The following is a 17,232-nucleotide window of genomic DNA, read 5'->3' as shown; positions in this document are numbered from 1 at the left end:
GATGACCGAGCAGCGCGACACCACCGCCCCCGCGCCCACCCCGCTGACCAGGGCGCTGGACACCGTCCGCAGGCTGCGGGCGCAGCTGGACGCCGCGAGCGGCACCGGCCCGCTGGCCGTGGTCGGCATCGGCCTGCGGCTGCCGGGCGGCATCGCCGACCTGGACGGCTACTGGGCGGCGCTGGCCGGGGGCCGCGACCTGGTCGGGCCGCTGCCCGCCGGGCGGCGCGGGCCGTTCGCCGCCGAGTGGGAGCGGCTGCCGCACACCGGCGGCTTCCTGGAGGAGGTGATGGACTTCGACGCCGAATTCTTCGGCATGAGCGCCGAGGAGGCGCGCGGCACCGACCCGCAGCAGCGGCTGCTGCTGGAGGTCGCCTGGGAGGCCCTGGAGAACGCGGCGCTCCCGCCGGACCGGCTGGACGCGGCCCGCACCGGCCTGTTCGTCGGGGTCACCGGGCAGGAGTACTGGGACTGGCAGCGGGGTGCGGCGGACACCCACTGGGCGGCCGGCAACGGCCACTGCTTCACGGTCGGCCGGGTCGCGTACGCGCTGGGGCTGGCCGGCCCGGCGATCACGGTGGACACCGCCTGCTCCTCCTCGCTGGTGTCGGTGCACCTGGCGCGCCAGGCGCTGGCCCGCCGGGAGTGCGACGTGGCGCTGGCCGGCGGGGTGAACCTGGTGCTGTCGCCGCGGGCGACCCGGCTGCACCAGCTGGCGGGCACGCTCTCGCCGGACGGGCGGTGCGGCCCGTTCGACGCCCGGGCGAACGGCTTCACCCGGGGCGAGGGCTGCGGGGTGCTGGTGCTCAAGCGGCTGGAGGACGCGCGGCGCGACGGCGACCGGGTGCACGCGGTGCTGCACGGCTCGGCGGTGAACCAGACCGGCCGCTCGACCGGCTTCACGGCGCCCAACGTGCTGTCGGAGGTCGCGCTCACCGAGGCGGTGCTGGCGGACGCCGGGCTCTCCCCCGCCGACATCGGCCTGGTCGAGGCGCACGGCACGGGCACCCCGCTCGGGGACGCCGTCGAGATGGAGGCGATCGCGGCCGCGCTGGGCCGCCGCAACGCCGGGGCCGAACTGGTGGTCGGCTCGGTCAAGGGCAACCTCGGGCACCCGGAGTCGGCGGCCGGGGTGATCGCGCTGGTCAAGGCGGTGCTCTGCGTCGCGCGGCGCGCGGTGCCGCCGCTGGTCAACTTCGGCACCCTCAACCCGCTGATCGACCTGGACGGCACCGGGATCACCCTGCCGACGGCGCTGCGGCCCTGGCCGGAGCACGCCGGGCGGCACGCGGTGGTGAGCGCCTTCGGCATGGGCGGCACCAACGCCCAGGTGGTGATCGGCCCCGCCGGGGAGGAGGGCGCGGGCGCCGCCCCGGCGGAGCCGGTCGAGGGCTTCGAGCTGTCCGCCCGCACACCGGAGGCGCTGCGCGCGCTGGCGTCCGCCCTGCACGACCGGCTGGCCGGCCTGCCGGAGGAGCGGTACCCGGCGTTCGCGTACACGGCGGGTGCCGGGCGGGCGCGGCACCGCCTGCGGGCCCGGATCACCGCCGGCGACCGGGCCGCCGCGCTGCGCGCCCTCCACGGGCTCGCCGAGGGCGCCCCGCCGTCCGAACCGGCGGACGACGCCCCTGCGGTACCGCCCCGGGCCGTCCTGGACCTGCCGGCCTACCCGTGGCAGCGCCGCCGCTACGCCCCCGAGGCGCCCGAGACCCCGGCAGCCGCGCCGCCCGCCCCCGGACCCGCCCCCGCCCGCGCCGAGGCAGCCGCCGAAGCCCGGCCCGCCCTGTTCGCGCTGGAGTGGGCCGCCGCCGAGGACGGCCCCGGCGCCCCGCCGTCGGGCGCCCCCGGCCGGTGGCTGCTGTTCGCCGACCGCACGGGCGTCACCGGGGCGCTGGGCGCCGAACTGGTCGCCCGGCGCGGCAGCTGGGTGACCGTCACCCCCGGCGACCGGTCCCGGCGGCTGGACCCGCTGCGGTACGAACTCGACCCGCGCCGCCCGGAGGACCTCACCGCCCTGCTCAAGGAGCTGCGGGCGGCGGGCGACGAGCCGTGGGCCGGGGTCGTCCACGCCTGGGGCCTGGACGCCGCCGCCGTCCCCCGGCCGGACGGCGCCGCGCCGTTCCCGCTCGGAAAGGAGCGCGGGCAGGCCGTGCGCTCGGCGCTGCGGCTGGCCCGCGAACTGGCCGAGGAGGGCCTGCCCGGGGCGCCGCGGCTCGCCCTGCTCACCCGGGGCGCGCAGCGGGTGAGCGAGCGCGACCCGGCGCCCGACCCGGCCCAGGCGCTGCTGCGCGACCCGGCCGCGGACGGGCCCGGCGCGCCCCGCCCGCTGGTCGTCGACCTCGACCCCGACCCGGCCCGGGACGACCCCGCCCGGCTGCTGGACGTACTGCTGCGCCCGGCCGGGGAGCCCGCCGCCGCGCTGCGCGGCCCGGTCCGGTACGTCCCGGTCCGGGTGCCCCAGGACTCCGCGGACGGCACCGAACCCGGCTGGCAGCGGCGGCCGTTCGATCCTGAGCTGGACACCAACCACCGGATCCTGGCGGTCCGGCCCGGCCTGTTGGAGAGCCTGACGCCGACCCGCTGGGAGCGGACCGCGCCCGGGCCCGGCCAGGTCGAGATCGAGATCGCCGCGGCCGGGCTGAACTTCAGCGACGTGCTCAAGGCGATGGGCGCCTACCCGGGCGCCGCCGGCAGCGTCCCGCTGGGCGCCGAGTGCGCGGGCCGGGTCAGCGCGGTCGGCGCCGGCGTCGAGCGCTTCCGCGTCGGGGACCGGGTGATGGCCGTGGTGCCGTCCGCGCTGGCCGCGTACGCGACCACCGAGGCGCACCTGGTGGCGCCGCGGCCGGCGGGGCTGGACGACGAGCGGGCGGCGGCCGTTCCGATCGCCTTCCTGACCGCCGTCTACGGCCTGGACCACCTGGCCCGGCTGGGGACGGGCGAGACGGTGCTGGTCCACTCGGCGAGCGGCGGGGTGGGCCTGGCCGCGCTGGCGGTGGCCCGGCGCCGCGGGGCGCGGGTCCTCGCCACCGCCGGGACGCCGGAGAAGCGCCGCTTCCTGCGCGAACTGGGCGGCGTCGAGCGGGTGATGGACTCCCGCTCGACGGCCTTCGCCGACGAGGTCGCCGAGGCCACCGGCGGGCGCGGGGTGGACGTGGTGCTCAACTCGCTGACCGGCGAGGCGCTGCGGCGCGGGCTGGCGCTGCTGGCGCCGGGCGGGCGGTTCGTCGAGCTGGGCAAGCGCGACATCTTCGACGACAGCCCGGTCGGGCTCGGCCACCTCAAGGGGAACCGCACGCTGTTCGCGGTCGACCTCGACCACGTCTTCCACGCCCGGCCGGCGCTGCTCGCCGAGCTCTTCGCCGAGGTGGTCCGGGGCTTCGGGGACGGGGAGTTCGGTCCGCTGCCGGTCACCGCCCGGCCGTTCGGCGAGGCGCGGGAGGCGTTCGCCGCCATGGCGCAGGCCCGGCACCTCGGCAAGCTGGTGCTGCGGCCCGAGCCGGCGCCGGAGATCGCGGTGCCGCCGAGCCCGGCGGTGGTCCGGGCGGCGCGGGCCGGCTACCTGGTGACCGGCGGCACGGCGCCCGCCGCACTGGCGGCGGCCGAACGGCTGGCGGAGCTGGGCGCGCGCCGGATCGCCCTGCTCCGCGCCCCGGGAACGGACGCCTCGGCGGCGGCGGCCGGGGCGGTGGCCGGGCTGCGCGCCCGGGGCGTGGAGGTGGCACTGCCGGTCGCGGACCCGGCGCGGCCCGAGGAGACGGCCGCGCTGCTGGACACGCTGGAGGTGGCCGGGGTGGTGCACCTCGCGAGCACGCCGCAGGCCGCCGCCGAGGAGGAGGAACCCGCGGCCGCCGCGGCCGAACGGGCCGCCGAGGCCTGGCAGCTCCATCTGGCCACGGCCGGGCGGGCACTGGACTTCCTGGTGCTGTGCGACCCGGCCTCCGGGGCGGGCCGGGAGACGGTGCTCGGCGCCTGCCTGGACGCGCTCGCCGTCCACCGCCGGGCGCTCGGGCTGCCCGCGCTGAGCGTCGACGGCGCGGGCCTGGACTCGCTCGCCCGGCTGCTGGGCAGCCCGGCGGCGGTCGTCCGGGCCGCCGCGGCGCCCGGCGGGAGCACGCCCGACGCGCCGGAGGCGCCGAACGCGGAGTCCGACGGCGGACAGGCGCTGCGCCGCCGGCTGCTGGCGGTCGAGCCGGGCCGGCGCCGCCGGGCCCTGCTGGTGCGGCACTGCCGGGAGCTGGCCGCCCTGGTGCTGGACGGGCCCGGCGCGGACGCCGACGCCGTCGACAGCGCCGCGCCGCTGGCGGGCCTGGGCTTCGACTCGATGCGCACCCTGGAGCTGCGCTCGCGGCTGGAGCTGTCGCTCGGGGTGCCGCTGCCCGCCACGCTCGGCTGGCAGTACCCGACGCTGGACGCCCTGGTGCCCTTCCTCGCCGAGCGGCTGGGGATCCCGCTGGAGCACGGACCGGCCGCCCCGTCCACCCCGTCGACCCCGTCCACCCCGGCCGGGCCGCCCGTCGCCGGGCCCCCGGCCCCCGAGCGGGCCCCGGCCGACCTCGACGGGCTCTCCGAACGCGACCTGGAGGCCCTCCTCCTCGCCAAGACCGAGCAGTTCGACGCCGATGCCGATCCGACCGACCGGGGACAGGGACGATGACCACGCGCGACGACAGCACCCGGACCGACACCGACCGGACCGGCGCGGACCGGACCGACGCCGACACCGACACCGACACCGACACCGACCGGACCGCACCGTCCGAGGACCGCTCCGCGTCCGTCACGGCGATGAAGCGCGCCTATCTGACGATGGAGCGGATGCAGCAGCGGATCGACGCCTACGAGCGCGCCCGCTCCGAGCCGATCGCCGTCATCGGCGTCGGCTGCCGCTTCCCCGGCGGCGTGGGCGACCCGGAGGCGTACTGGGAACTGCTGGCCTCCGGCACCGACGCGGTAGGCGAGATCCCGCCCGACCGCTGGGACGTCGACGGCCTCTACGACGAGCGGCCCCGCACCCCCGGCCGGTACAGCAGCCGCTGGGGCGGCTTCCTGGACCGGATCGACCGCTTCGACCACGAGTTCTTCGGCATCTCCCGCCGCGAGGCCGTCGCCATGGACCCGCAGCAGCGCCTGGTGCTGGAGGTCGCCTGGGAGGCCCTGGAGGACGCCGGGCAGGCCCCGCACGCGCTGGCCGGCAGCAGCACCGGGGTGTTCATCGGCATCTGCAGCAACGACTACGCGGGGCTGCTGTTCCGCGAGCCGGCCGACATCACGGCCCACGCCGGCACCGGCGCGGCCCACAGCATCGCCAGCGGCCGGCTCTCCTACCTGCTGGACCTGCGCGGTCCGAGCGTCTCGGTGGACACCGCCTGCTCCTCCTCGCTGGTCGCCGTCCACCAGGCGTGCCAGAACCTGCGCCTGGGCGAGTGCGACCTGGCGATGGCCGGCGGGGTCAACGCGGTGGTCTCCCCCGACGCGGCGATCTCCTTCTCGCAGTTCCCGGAGATGCTCGCCGACGACGGCCGCTGCAAGACGTTCGACGCGGCGGCCAACGGCTTCGTGCGCAGCGAGGGCTGCGGCGTGGTGGTGCTCAAGCGGCTCTCCGACGCGCGGCGCGACGGCGACCGGGTGCTCGCGGTGATCCGCGGCTCGGCGGTCAACCAGGACGGGCGCAGCTCGGGGCTGACCGCGCCGAACGGCGCCGCCCAGCGCGAGGTGTTCCGCCGGGCGCTGGCCGCCGCCGGCATCGGCCCGGACCGGGTCGGCTACATCGAGACGCACGGCGCCGGCACCAAGCTGGGCGACCCCATCGAGGTGGCGTCGCTGGCCGAGGTCTACGGCCGCGAGGAGGGCCCGCCGCTCCTCCTGGGCGCGGTGAAGACCAACCTCGGCCATCTGGAGGCGGCGGCCGGGATCGCCGGGCTGATCAAGGCCGCGCTGTGCGTCGAGCGCGGGATGGTCCCGCCGAACCTGCACTTCGGCACGCTCAATCCGCACATCTCCTTCGAGGGGACCACCTTCGCCGTGCCGACCGGCCCCACCCCCTGGCCGGCCGGGGAGGGACCACGGGTGGCGGGGGTGAGCAGCTTCGGCTTCAGCGGCACCAACGCGCACCTGATCGTGGAGCAGGCGCCGCCGCGCCCGGCGGCGGAGGCGGAGCCGGACGGCGGACGCCCGCTCTCCGTGCTGGCCCTGTCGGCGAAGAGCGGCGGCGCGCTGCTCAAGCTCGCCCGCCGCTACCAGGACCGGCTGGCGGCGGCCGGCCCGCACGCCGCGCCCGACCTGTGCTTCTCCGCCGGTACCGGGCGCTCGCACTTCCCGCACCGGCTCGCCGCGGTGGGCGCCACCGCCGGGGAGCTCGCGGACCGGCTGGCGGACTTCGTGCGGGACGACCCCGGCGAGGGGCTGCTGCTGGGCCAAGCGCGGGGCGCGGCTGCCGAGCCGGTCTTCCTGTTCACCGGCCAGGGACCGCAACGCGCGGGCATGGCCCGGCAGTTGTACGAGACCCAGCCGTCCTTCCGGCGCACCCTGGAGCACTGCGACGACGTCCTGCGCGACGTGCTGCCGGCGCCGCTGCTCTCCGCGCTGTACCCGGCCTCGGCGGCGGACGCCGGGCTGATCGACACCATGGAGTTCGCGCAGCCGGGCCTGTTCGCGGTGGAGTACGCGCTGGCCGGGCTGTGGCGCTCGTGGGGCGTGGAGCCGGCCGCCGTGCTCGGTCACAGCCTCGGCGAGTACACCGCCGCCTGCTTCGCGGGCGCGATGCCGCTGGAGGACGGACTGCGGCTGGTCGCCGAGCGCGGCCGGCTGCTCCAGCGGCTCGCCGAGTCCGGCGCGATGGCCGCGATCCCGGCCCCGGTGGAGCAGGTCGCCGCCGAACTCGCCCGTCACGACCCGGCCCTGGTCGCGGTGGCCGCCGTGAACGGCCCGGCGAACACCACCGTCTCCGGGGTGCGGGAGGTGGTCGACGAGGTCTGCGCGGCGTTCACCGCGCGCGGCGCCGAGGTGCGCCGGCTGCGGATCTCCACCTCCTCGCACTCCCCGCTGGTCGAGCCGGTGCTGGAGCCGCTGCGGACGGCCCTGGAGAAGGTCGCCTTCGGCGCGCCGGAGCTGCCGCTGGTGTCCAACCTGACCGGCGGGCTGTGGCCGTGGGACCGGCCGCTGGACAGCGCCTACTGGCTGGGCCACGCCCGGCAGCCGGTGCTCTTCGCCGACGGGGTGCGGGCGCTGTACGAGCTGGGCTACCGCACCTTCCTGGAGGTGGGCCCGGCGCCGACGCTGCTGGGCCTGGTCCGCGAGGTGCTGACCGGTGACGACGTGCTGATGCTGCCGAGCCTGCGGCCGAAGTACGACGACTGGGAGATCCTGCTGGGCAGCCTCGGCCGGCTGTACGTCGAGGGGGCCGAGGTGGACTGGGCCGGGTTCGACCGCGACCGGCCGCGCGCCCGCACCGCGCTGCCGCACTACCCGTTCGCCGCCACCCGCTGCTGGCACGATCCGGGCGGCGACGGCGCCACCACGCCCGCCGCGCGCCGGACCCCGGCCCGACCCGCCGGGCCCGGGCGCACCGCCGGGCCGACGGGGCGGCCGAGGCCCGCCCGGGTGCCCGGCGCGCCCGGCAGGGCCGCCGCGAGCGCGCTGCCCACCGCCGCGGAACTGCTGGGCGCCCCCGCCGACCAGCGGGTCGCCGCCCTGGTGGCCGGGCTCACAGCCGGGGTGCGCACCGCGCTGGGCTCGCGCGCGGCCACCGTGGACGCCGACGCGCCGCTGTCCGGCCTCGGGCTGGACTCGCTGATGGCCGTGGAACTGCGCAACGAGATCCAGGGCCGGCTGGGTGTCAAGGTCACGGTGGCCGACTTCCTCAAGGGCGCGACCGTGCGCGGCCTGGCCGAACAGGTGGTCGGCGAGCTGGCCGCCGACTCGCGGCCGGAGCGGGGCGAGGACACCGCGCCGATCCGCCGGGTCGCCCGCGCGGCGGACCGCGACGCCGAACTGCTCGCCCTGCTGGACCAGGTGACCGGGGAGACGGAGCGGTCCGATGGCTGAGCTCGAACAGCGCCTGGCCGCCCTGACCCCGGAGCAGCGGGCCCGCCTTGAGGAACTGCTCGCCGAGAAGCGGTCCACGGCCGCCGAGGACGTCTTCCCGCTCTCGGTCTTCCAGCAGGGCATGTGGTTCCTGGAGCAGCTGCGCCCCGGCAACCCGGCGTACGTGGTGCCGGGCGCGGTGCGGGTGCGCGGCCCGGTGGACGCCGGGCTGCTGCGCGCGGCCTTCGCCGAGGTGGTCCGCCGGCACGAGGCGCTGCGCACCGCCTTCGGGCTGCGCGGGGGCCGCCCGGTCCAGGTGGTGCGGGCATTCGTGGCACCGGAGCTGCCCGAGGTCGACCTGCGGGGCGCCGGGCTGACGGCGGCCGGGCTGGAGGAGCGGATCACCGCCGAGGCGACCGGCGAGCCCTTCGACCTGGCGGCCGGACCGCCGGTGCGCCTGACGCTGCTGCGCACCGCCGAGGACGAGTCGGTGCTCGTCCTGGCGCTGCACCACCTGGTCTCCGACCGCTGGTCGTTCTGGGTGCTGCTGTCCGAACTCGCCGCCCTGTACGCCGCGTTCGCCGAGGGCCGGCCCTCGCCGCTGCCCGAACCCCCGGTGCAGTACGCCGACTTCGCCCTCTGGCAGCGCGAGCGGCGGGAACAGGGGCGCTGGGACGTCCCGCTGGCGTACTGGCGGGAGCGGCTGGCCGGGGCGCCGCCCGCCCTGGAGCTGCCGACCGACCGGCCGAGGCCCGCCGTGCAGGGCTTTCGCGGCGGCGCCCTGCCGTTCGAGCTGCCCGAGCCGCTGATGCGCGAGCTGGCCGCCCTCGCCCACCGGCGCGGCGCGACCACCTACATGGCGCTGCTGGCCGTCTTCACCGTGCTGCTCGCCCGGTACGGCCGGCAGCGGGACGTGGTGGTGGGCGTGCCCACGGCCGTCCGCGACCGGCCCGAACTGGAGCCGCTGATCGGCTACTTCGTCAACACCCTGCCGATCCGCACCGAGCTGGACGGCGAGCCCTCGTTCACCGAGGTGCTGGCGCGGGTGCGCAGCGCCTGCCTGGGCGCCTACGAGCACCAGGAGGTGCCGTTCGAGCTGGTGGTCGGCGCGCTGAACACGGCCCGCGACCTCAGCCGCCCGCCGGTGTACCAGGTGAGCTTCGCCTACGGCCGGGAGGCGGTGCCGGACCTCACCCTGGGCGGCGCGCGGCTGGAGCCGGTGGCGGTGCGCAGCGGCGGCGCCCGCTTCGACCTGGAGCTGCAGGCCTTCGACCGCGACGGCGGGCTGAGCGGCTGGTTCGAGTACGACCGCGATCTGTTCGACGAGTCCACCGTCGCCCGCCTCGCCGGCCACTTCCGCCGGCTGGCCGAGCAGGCGGTGGCGGACCCGGAGCGCCCGGTGGACGCGCTGGAGCTGCTGACGGAGGGCGAACGGCGGCGCGTCGTCGAGGAGTTCAACGCCACCGCGCGCCGGTGGCCGGCCGGGGCGGGCTGGATCCACCAGGCCTTCGAGGAGCGGGCGCGGCTGACCCCGCGGGCGCCGGCGCTGCGCTTCGAGGGGCGCTCCGTCGGCTACCGGGAGCTGGACCGGCGGGCCAACCGGCTGGCGCACCGGCTGCGCGGGCTCGGGGTGGGCCGGGACGTCGTGGTGGGCGTGGGCCTGGAGCGCTCGCCCGAGCTGGTGGTGGCGCTGCTGGCGGTGCTCAAGGCGGGCGGCGCCTACCTGCCGCTGGACCCGGAGCTGCCGCCCGCCCGGCTGGAGCACATGGTGCGCGACGCCCGGGTGCCGGTGCTGCTCACCCGTCGCGCGCTGCTCGGGCGCCTGCCGGTGGTGGCCGCCGAGGCGCTGTGCGTGGAGGAGTTCGAGGCCGCGCCTGGCGGGGAGCCCGACACCGCCCCGGACGTCGAGGTCGGCGGCGAGGACCTCGCCTACGTCATCTACACCTCCGGTTCCACCGGTGCGCCCAAGGGCGTGATGAACGTGCACGCGGCGATCCGCAACCGGCTGCTGTGGATGCAGGACGCCTACCGGCTGGACGCCGAGGACCGGGTGCTGCAGAAGACGCCGTTCTCCTTCGACGTGTCGGTGTGGGAGTTCTTCTGGCCGCTGGCCACCGGCGCCACCCTCGTCCTGGCCCGCCCCGGGGGCCACCGGGACCCGGGCTACCTGGCCCGGACGATCCGGGAGGAGCGGGTGACGACGGTGCACTTCGTGCCGTCCATGCTCCAGGCCTTCCTGCGGGAGGAGGTGGAGGAGTGCACCAGCCTGCGCCGGGTGGTGTGCAGCGGCGAGGCGCTGCCGCGCGACCTCCAGGACCGTTTCCTGGCCCGCTGCGGCGCCCGGCTGTACAACCTCTACGGCCCCACCGAGGCGGCCGTCGACGTCACCCACTGGACCTGCCGCCCGGAGGCCGATCCGCGCCGCCCGGTGCCGATCGGCCGGCCGATCGCCAACACCCGGATCCACGTACTGGACGGGGCGCTGCAACCGGTGCCGGTCGGGGTGCCCGGGGAGCTGCACATCGGCGGCCGGGGCCTGGCGCGCGGCTATCTGAACCGGCCGGAGCTGACGGCCGAGCGCTTCGTGCCGGACCCGTTCGACCCGGACCCGGCGGCGCGGCTGTACCGGACCGGGGACCTCGCGCGGTACCGGGAGGACGGCGCGCTGGAGTTCCTGGGCCGGCTGGACCACCAGGTGAAGCTGCGCGGCCAGCGGATCGAGCCCGGTGAGATCGAGGCCGCGCTGACCGCGCACCCCGCGGTGCGCGAGGCGGTGGTGACGGCCCGCGAGCGCCGGGCCGGGGACGTGCGGCTGGTCGCCCATCTGACGGCGGCCGAGGGCGCCGGGGTGCCCGGGCCCGCCGAGCTGGCCGCGCACCTGCGCGAGCGGCTGCCCGCCTCGATGGTGCCGGCCGCGTTCGCGGTGCTGGACGCCCTGCCGCTCACGCCGAGCGGCAAGGTGGACCGCGCCGCGCTGCCCGAGCCGGACGGCGGCCGGCCCGCGGCGGGGGCGCCGTTCACCGCGCCCGGGGCCGGCCTGGAGGACACCCTCGCCGGGCTCTGGCGCACGGTGCTGGGGGTCGAGCGGGTCGGCGCCCACGACAACTTCTTCGACCTCGGCGGGCACTCGCTGCTGTTGGCCGAGCTGCGCTCGCTGCTCGCCGCGCGGACCGGGCACCAGGTCTCGATGGTCGAGCTGTTCCAGCACCCGACGGTGGCCTCGCTGGCCGCCCGTCTGAGCCGGTCCGAGGGGGAGCCGTCGGCGGCCCCGGGGCCGGAGGCGCGCGAACGCGCGGAGCACCGGCGCCGGGCCGGTGCCCGGCGGCACCAGGCGGCCGCGCGCCGCGCCCGGTCCTGAGGCAGCGACGGGCCCGCGTCAGCGACGGGCCCGAGGTAGCGACGTATCCCGAGGTAGCGACATGAGAGGGCGACAGGAGACCCCGATGCCGGAGATGTCCGAAGAACTCGACCAGATCGCCATCGTCGGGATGGCCGGCCGCTTCCCCGGCGCCCCCGACGTCGACACCTTCTGGAGGAACCTGGAGGAGGGCCGGGAGTCGGTCTCCGTCCTCTCCGAGGAGCAGCTGCGGGCGTCCGGGGTGGATCCCGCGGTGTCCGGCCGGGACGGCTACGTGCGGGCCAAGGGCGTGCTGGAGGGCGCGGACCGCTTCGACGCGGCGTTCTTCGGCTACAGCCCGCGCGAGGCCGAGATCATGGACCCCCAGCACCGGGTGTTCCTGGAGTGCGCCTGGGAGGCCCTGGAGTCCGCCGGGTGCGTGCCGGAGGCGTTCGCGGGCCGGATCGGGGTGTTCGCCGGCGCCGGCATGAACACCTACCTGCTGCACAACGTGACGGCCAACCGGCGGGTCTACGACGCGGCGGGGCCGTACCAGACGCTGCTCGCCTCCGACAAGGACTTCCTGGCCACCCGGGTCGCCTACAAGCTCGGCCTGACCGGCCCGGCGCTGACCGTGCAGACCGCCTGCTCGACCTCGCTGGCCGCCGTCCACCTGGCCTGCCAGAGCCTGCTCGACGGCGAGTGCGACCTCGCGCTGGCCGGCGGGGTGTCGATCGGCTCGCCCCTCGCGCAGGGCTACGCCTACGAGCCGGGCGGCATCCTCTCCCCCGACGGACACTGCCGGCCGTTCGACGCGGCGGCGGCCGGGACGGTGCCCGGCAACGGCGCCGGCGTCGTGGTGCTGCGCCGGCTGGCCGACGCCCGCCGCGACGGCGACACCGTGGACGCCGTGGTGCTCGGCTCGGCGGTCAACAACGACGGCTCGCTGAAGGCCGGGTACACCGCGCCGAGCGTCGACGGCCAGGCCGCGGTGGTCGCCGAGGCGCTGGCGGTGGCCGGGGTGGACGCCGGCTCCATCGGCTACCTGGAGGCCCACGGCACCGGCACCGCGCTCGGCGACCCGATCGAACTCGCCGCGCTCACCCGCGCCTTCCGGGAGACCACCGGGGCCACCGGCTTCTGCGCGATCGGCTCGGTGAAGGGCAACATCGGCCATCTGGACGCCGCCGCCGGGGTCGCGGCGCTGATCAAGACGGTGCTGGCGCTGCGCCGCGAGGCGATCCCGCCGACGCCGCACTTCACCAAGCCCCACCCCGAACTCGACCTGGAGACGGGCCCGTTCTTCGTCAACGACCGGCTGCGGCCGTGGCCCCGGGGCGGCTCGCCGCGCCGGGCGGGGGTCAGCTCCTTCGGCATCGGCGGCACCAATGTGCACCTGGTGCTGGAGGAGGGACCGCCGCCCGAGCCGCTGCCACCGGCGGCGACCGACGGGGACACCCCGGTCCTGCTGCCGCTGTCCGGGCGGACGGGCGAGGCCGTCGCCGAGAGCGCCCGGCGGCTGGCCGACCACCTGGAGGCCCACCCCGCAACGGAGTTGGCCGACCTCGCGCACACCCTGGCGCACCGCCGGCGCGCCTTCGCCCGGCGCCGCGCGGTGGTCGGCCGCGACCGCGCCGAGGTGCTCGCCGCGCTGCGCGCCGTGAGCGCCGCCGGCACCGCCGAGGCCGCCGAGCGGGCCCGGACCGCCTTCCTGTTCCCCGGCCAGGGCACCCAGTACACCGGCATGGCCCGCGGCCTGTACCGCCGCGAGCCGGTGTTCACCGCCGAACTCGACCGCGGCGCCGAGCTGTTCGCCGCCGAGCTGGGCGAGGACCTGCGCGCCCTGCTGTTCCCCGGCCCGGCCGGCGCCGAGGCCGCCGAGGAGCGGCTGACCCGCACCGAGTTCGCCCAGCCGGCCCTGTTCCTGGTCGAGTACGCGCTGGCCCGGCAGTGGGAGGCGCTCGGCGTGCGGCCCGGCGCCATGGCCGGGCACAGCGTCGGCGAGTACGTCGCGGCCTGCCTGGCGGGCGTGTTCCCCCTGGAGGACGCTGTGCGCCTGGTGGCGGCCCGGGGCCGACTGGTCCAGGCGATGCCCGCCGGGTCGATGCTCACCGTCTTCCTGGCCGAGCGGGACCTCGCGCCCTGGCTCGGCGAGGCCCCGGAGCTCGCCGTGGCGGCGGTCAACTCCAGCGAGCTGAGCGTGGTCTCCGGCCCGACCGGGGCGGTGGACGGCCTGGAGCGGCGGCTCAAGGCGGCGGGCCTCCCCTGCCGCCGGCTGCACACCTCGCACGCCTTCCACTCCGCCGCCGTGGACGGCGCCGTCGGCCCGCTGGTGGAGGCGGTCCGCGGGGTGCGGCTGAGCCCGCCGCGGATCCCGTTCTGCTCCGGCGTCACCGGCAGCTGGATCACCGACGAGGAGGCGACCGACCCGGAGTACTGGGGCCGCCACCTGCGCGCGCCCGTCCGGTTCGCCGACGCGGCCGCCCTGCTGCTGGCCGACCCGTCCTGGGTGCTGCTGGAGGTCGGCCCCGGGCACACCCTCGGCGACTTCGTCCGCCGCCACCACGCCTGGCGGGAGGGCCGCACGGTGGTCGGCTCGCTGCGCCACCCGCACGAGCGGGCGGACGACCGGGTCCGGCTGGCGCAGGCCGTGGGGGCGCTGTGGAGCGCCGGGGCGCCCGTCGACCCGGCCGCCCTCGGGCCCGCCGCCGGGCGGGTGCTGCGGCTGCCCGGCCACGCCTTCCAGCGCGAGCGCTTCTGGGTCGACCCCGACCCGGGCGCCACCGCCGCCGGGCCCGGGCGCCCGGCCGGCCCGGTGCCGGTCGAGGACTGGTTCCGCACGCCCGGCTGGCGGCGCCTGGCACCGGCCGCCGGCCGGCCGGGCCCCGACGGCGCGGCGCTGTGGGTGGTGCTCGGCGCGGACACCGGCCTCGGCGCCGCCCTCGCCGACCGGCTCGCCGGGCAGGGCGCCTCCGTCGTGCGGGTCGCCGCCGACGACGGCCCCGCGCGCACCGACGGGCTGCGCGTCCCCGGCCCGCGCGCCCTCGGCGAGCGCTCCTGGGCGCTGGAGCCGGCCGACCGCGCCCAGCTCGCCGGCCTGCTCGGCGCCCTGGACCTCCAGGACGCGGCCGCCCTGCGGCTGGTGCACGCGTTCACCCTGGCCGAGGAGCCGTCCGGCGCCCCCGCGCCGGACGAAGCCCGGCTGGCGGCGGCCCGCCGGCTCGGCCTGGACAGCCTGAGCGCCCTCGCCCAGGCCCTCGGGGACACCCGCCCCGCCGTCCCGGTCACCGTCGACGTGCTGTGCCGGGGCGTGCACGCCGTCACCGGCGACGAGCCGCTGCGCCCCGAGCAGGCCCTGCTGGCCGGCCCCTGCACCGTGCTTCCGCAGGAGCTGCCGGACGTCACCTGCCGCCTGCTGGACGTCACCGGCACCGACCCGCAGGCCCCGGCCGGGGAGTCGGTGCGCTCCGTGCACGCGCTGCTGCTGCGCGGGCCCGGCGAGCGCGACCTCGCGCTGCGCGGCCGGCACTGGTGGGTCCGCGACTTCGACGCCCTGCCGCTGCCCGCCGAGGACGCGCCGACGGACGGCCCGGTGGGCCCGCGCGACGGCGGCGTCTACCTGGTCACCGGCGGTCTCGGCGGCGTCGGCCTGGCCCTCGCCGAGCAGCTGGCGCAGGGAGCCGAGGCCCCCGCCCTCGGCCTGCTCGCCCGCTCCGACTTCCCCGCCGAGGAGGACTGGCCCGGCTGGCTCGCCGCGCACGGCGAGCACGACCCGACCGGCGTCCGGATCCGCCGGCTGATCCGGCTGCGCGAGCGCGGCGCCCGGATCGCGGTGCTGCGCGCCGACGTCACCGACGAGCCGCGACTGGCCGCCCGGATCGCCGAACTGCGCGCGCGGTTCGGCCCGTTGAACGGCGTCGTGCACGCCGCCGGGGCGCCGTCGGCCGGGATGCTGGCGCGCCGCACCCCGGCGGAGGCGGACGGCGTGCTGGCGGCGAAGACCCTGGGCACCCTGCTGCTGGAGCGGCTCACCGCGCACGATCCGCTGGACTTCCTCCTGCTCTGCTCCTCGGTCAGCGCCGTGCTCGGCGGGCCCGGCCAGAGCGACTACGCCGCCGCCAACGCCTTCCTGGACGCCTTCGCCCAGGAGCGGCGCCGGCGGGGCCGGCCGGTCACCTCGCTCGGCTGGGGCACCTGGGAGGGCGTCGGCATGGCCGCCGGGCTCACCGCCCGGCCCGGCGCCGCCGAGGGGGGCGGGCACCCGCTGCTGCGGCCGGTCCGCTCCGAGGGCACCACCCGCGTCTGGGCGACCGAGCTGTCCACCGCGGACAGCTGGATCGTCGACGACCACCGGCTGATGGGCCACGGCCTGGTGCCGGGCACCGCCTATCTGGAACTCGTCCGCGCCGCGCTGGCCGGGCAGGCGGGCGAGCGCGAGATCGAGCTGCACGACGTGCTGTTCATGACGCCGGTGATCGTCCCGGACGGGCAGCGCCGCACGGTGTACACCACGATCGAGGAACGCGACGGCCGGCCGCACTTCACGGTCCGCAGCCGCCCCGCCGAGGACGCGCCGTGGCGCGAGCACGCCGTCGGCTCGGCCTCGTTCCACGAGCGCGGCCCGGACACCGTGCGCGACCTCGCCGAGGTGGAGGCCCGCTGCGAGGTGACCGAGGTCCTGGAGACCGAGGAGGAGATCCGCCGCCGGCTCGGGGTGGAGCGCTTCGAGGAGGGCGGCGGGCCGCTGCGGTTCTGGTTCGGCCCGCGCTGGCAGGTGCTCAGGACCATCCGCACCGGCGGCCGGCGGATGCTCGCCACCCTCCGGCTGGACGACGCCTTCCTCGCCGACCTGGACGCCTACCCGCTGCACCCGGCGCTGCTCGACATGGCCAGCGGGGTCTTCCGGCTGCACGCCGAGGACCCGTACTACCTGCCGCTCACCTACCGGAGCCTGCGGATCCACCACCCGCTGACCGGCACCGTGCACGTGGCGGTGGAGATCGGGCACCCCGCCGGGTCGAGCGGCGAGACGCTCAGCTGCGACCTCGAACTCCTCGGCCCCGACGGCCGGCTGCTGGTCCGGGTGAGCGACTTCACGGTCAAGCGGATCAACGACGTCGACGCGCTGCTGGAACAGATCGGGCGGACCGTCGCGGAGGCCGAGTCGGCGGGCGGCGGCACCGGTGCGGGCGCGGCGCCCGCCGCCACCGGCGCCCTGGCGGCGCTCGGCCGGGGCTTCGGCGAGGCGGACGGCCGGGCCGCCTTCGCCCGGGTGCTGGCGCAGCCCGAACTTCCCGCCCATCTGGTGGTCACCCCGCAGGACTTCGGTGCGCAGCGCCGGCTGGCCCGCTCGATCACCCCCGCCCTGCTGGCCCGGGAGCTGGACCGGCCGGCGCCGGCCGGCGGCAGCCACCCGCGCCCCGCGCTGGCGACCCCGTTCGTGGCACCGGCCACCGAGCAGGAGGAGGCCGTCGCGGCGCTGTGGCGGGAGGTGCTGGGCGTCGAGGAGGTGGGCGTCGACGACGACTTCTTCGCGCTGGGCGGTCACTCGCTGGCCGCCGTGCGGCTCAACACCCGGATCCAGGGCCGTTTCGGCACCGAACTCGACCTGCGCGACTTCTTCCACTCCCCGACCGTCGCGCACACCGTCCGGCTGCTGGCCGGGGCCGGCGGCGGCGACACCGGGGAGGCCATCGAGGCGCTGAGCCGGGACGCGTCCGCCGAACTCCACGGCCCCGACGACCTCGGCGCCCTGTCCGATCTCGTCGGCCCGGACGACCTCGACGGCCTGTCCGACGCCGAGGTGGAGGCCCGGCTCCGGGCCCTGCTCGCCGAGGAGTCCACCGACCGGGGTGACCAGGAATGAGCGCCCG

4 protein-coding genes are annotated in these 17,232 nt (G+C 77.7%); all 4 read left to right on the top strand.

The annotated features are described in order from the left end of the window. Window position 1: 1 nt before the first annotated feature. The 4 genes from ABT093_RS18795 (at window position 2) to ABT093_RS18780 (ending at window position 17,225) form a co-directional block, all read left to right on the top strand. Entirely contained in the window at window positions 2-4,654 is a 4,653-nt protein-coding gene (locus ABT093_RS18795; RefSeq protein ID WP_350565567.1) for a beta-ketoacyl synthase N-terminal-like domain-containing protein, read from the top strand. Continuing rightward, on the top strand, window positions 4,651-8,043 hold the full coding sequence (locus ABT093_RS18790) for a type I polyketide synthase (protein ID WP_350565565.1): 3,393 nt from the start codon (window positions 4,651-4,653) through the stop codon (window positions 8,041-8,043). Before ABT093_RS18795 ends, ABT093_RS18790 begins: the two co-directional genes overlap by 4 nt. Further along, window positions 8,036-11,380: a non-ribosomal peptide synthetase gene (locus ABT093_RS18785; protein ID WP_350565564.1), complete on the top strand. Its 3,345-nt coding sequence runs from the start codon at window positions 8,036-8,038 to the stop codon at window positions 11,378-11,380. Before ABT093_RS18790 ends, ABT093_RS18785 begins: the two co-directional genes overlap by 8 nt. 85 nt (window positions 11,381-11,465) lie before the next feature. Next, the gene (locus tag ABT093_RS18780) at window positions 11,466-17,225 is read left to right on the top strand and encodes a type I polyketide synthase (protein ID WP_350565562.1); all 5,760 of its coding nucleotides are present in this window, start codon (window positions 11,466-11,468) and stop codon (window positions 17,223-17,225) included. Window positions 17,226-17,232: the final 7 nt, after the last annotated feature.

This window comes from Kitasatospora sp. NPDC002551, from assembly GCF_040296005.1.
In the GTDB taxonomy this organism is placed as follows: domain Bacteria; phylum Actinomycetota; class Actinomycetes; order Streptomycetales; family Streptomycetaceae; genus Kitasatospora.
The sequence above is the reverse complement of the archived record's forward strand: the minus strand, read 5'-3'. Positions and strand labels throughout refer to the sequence as shown.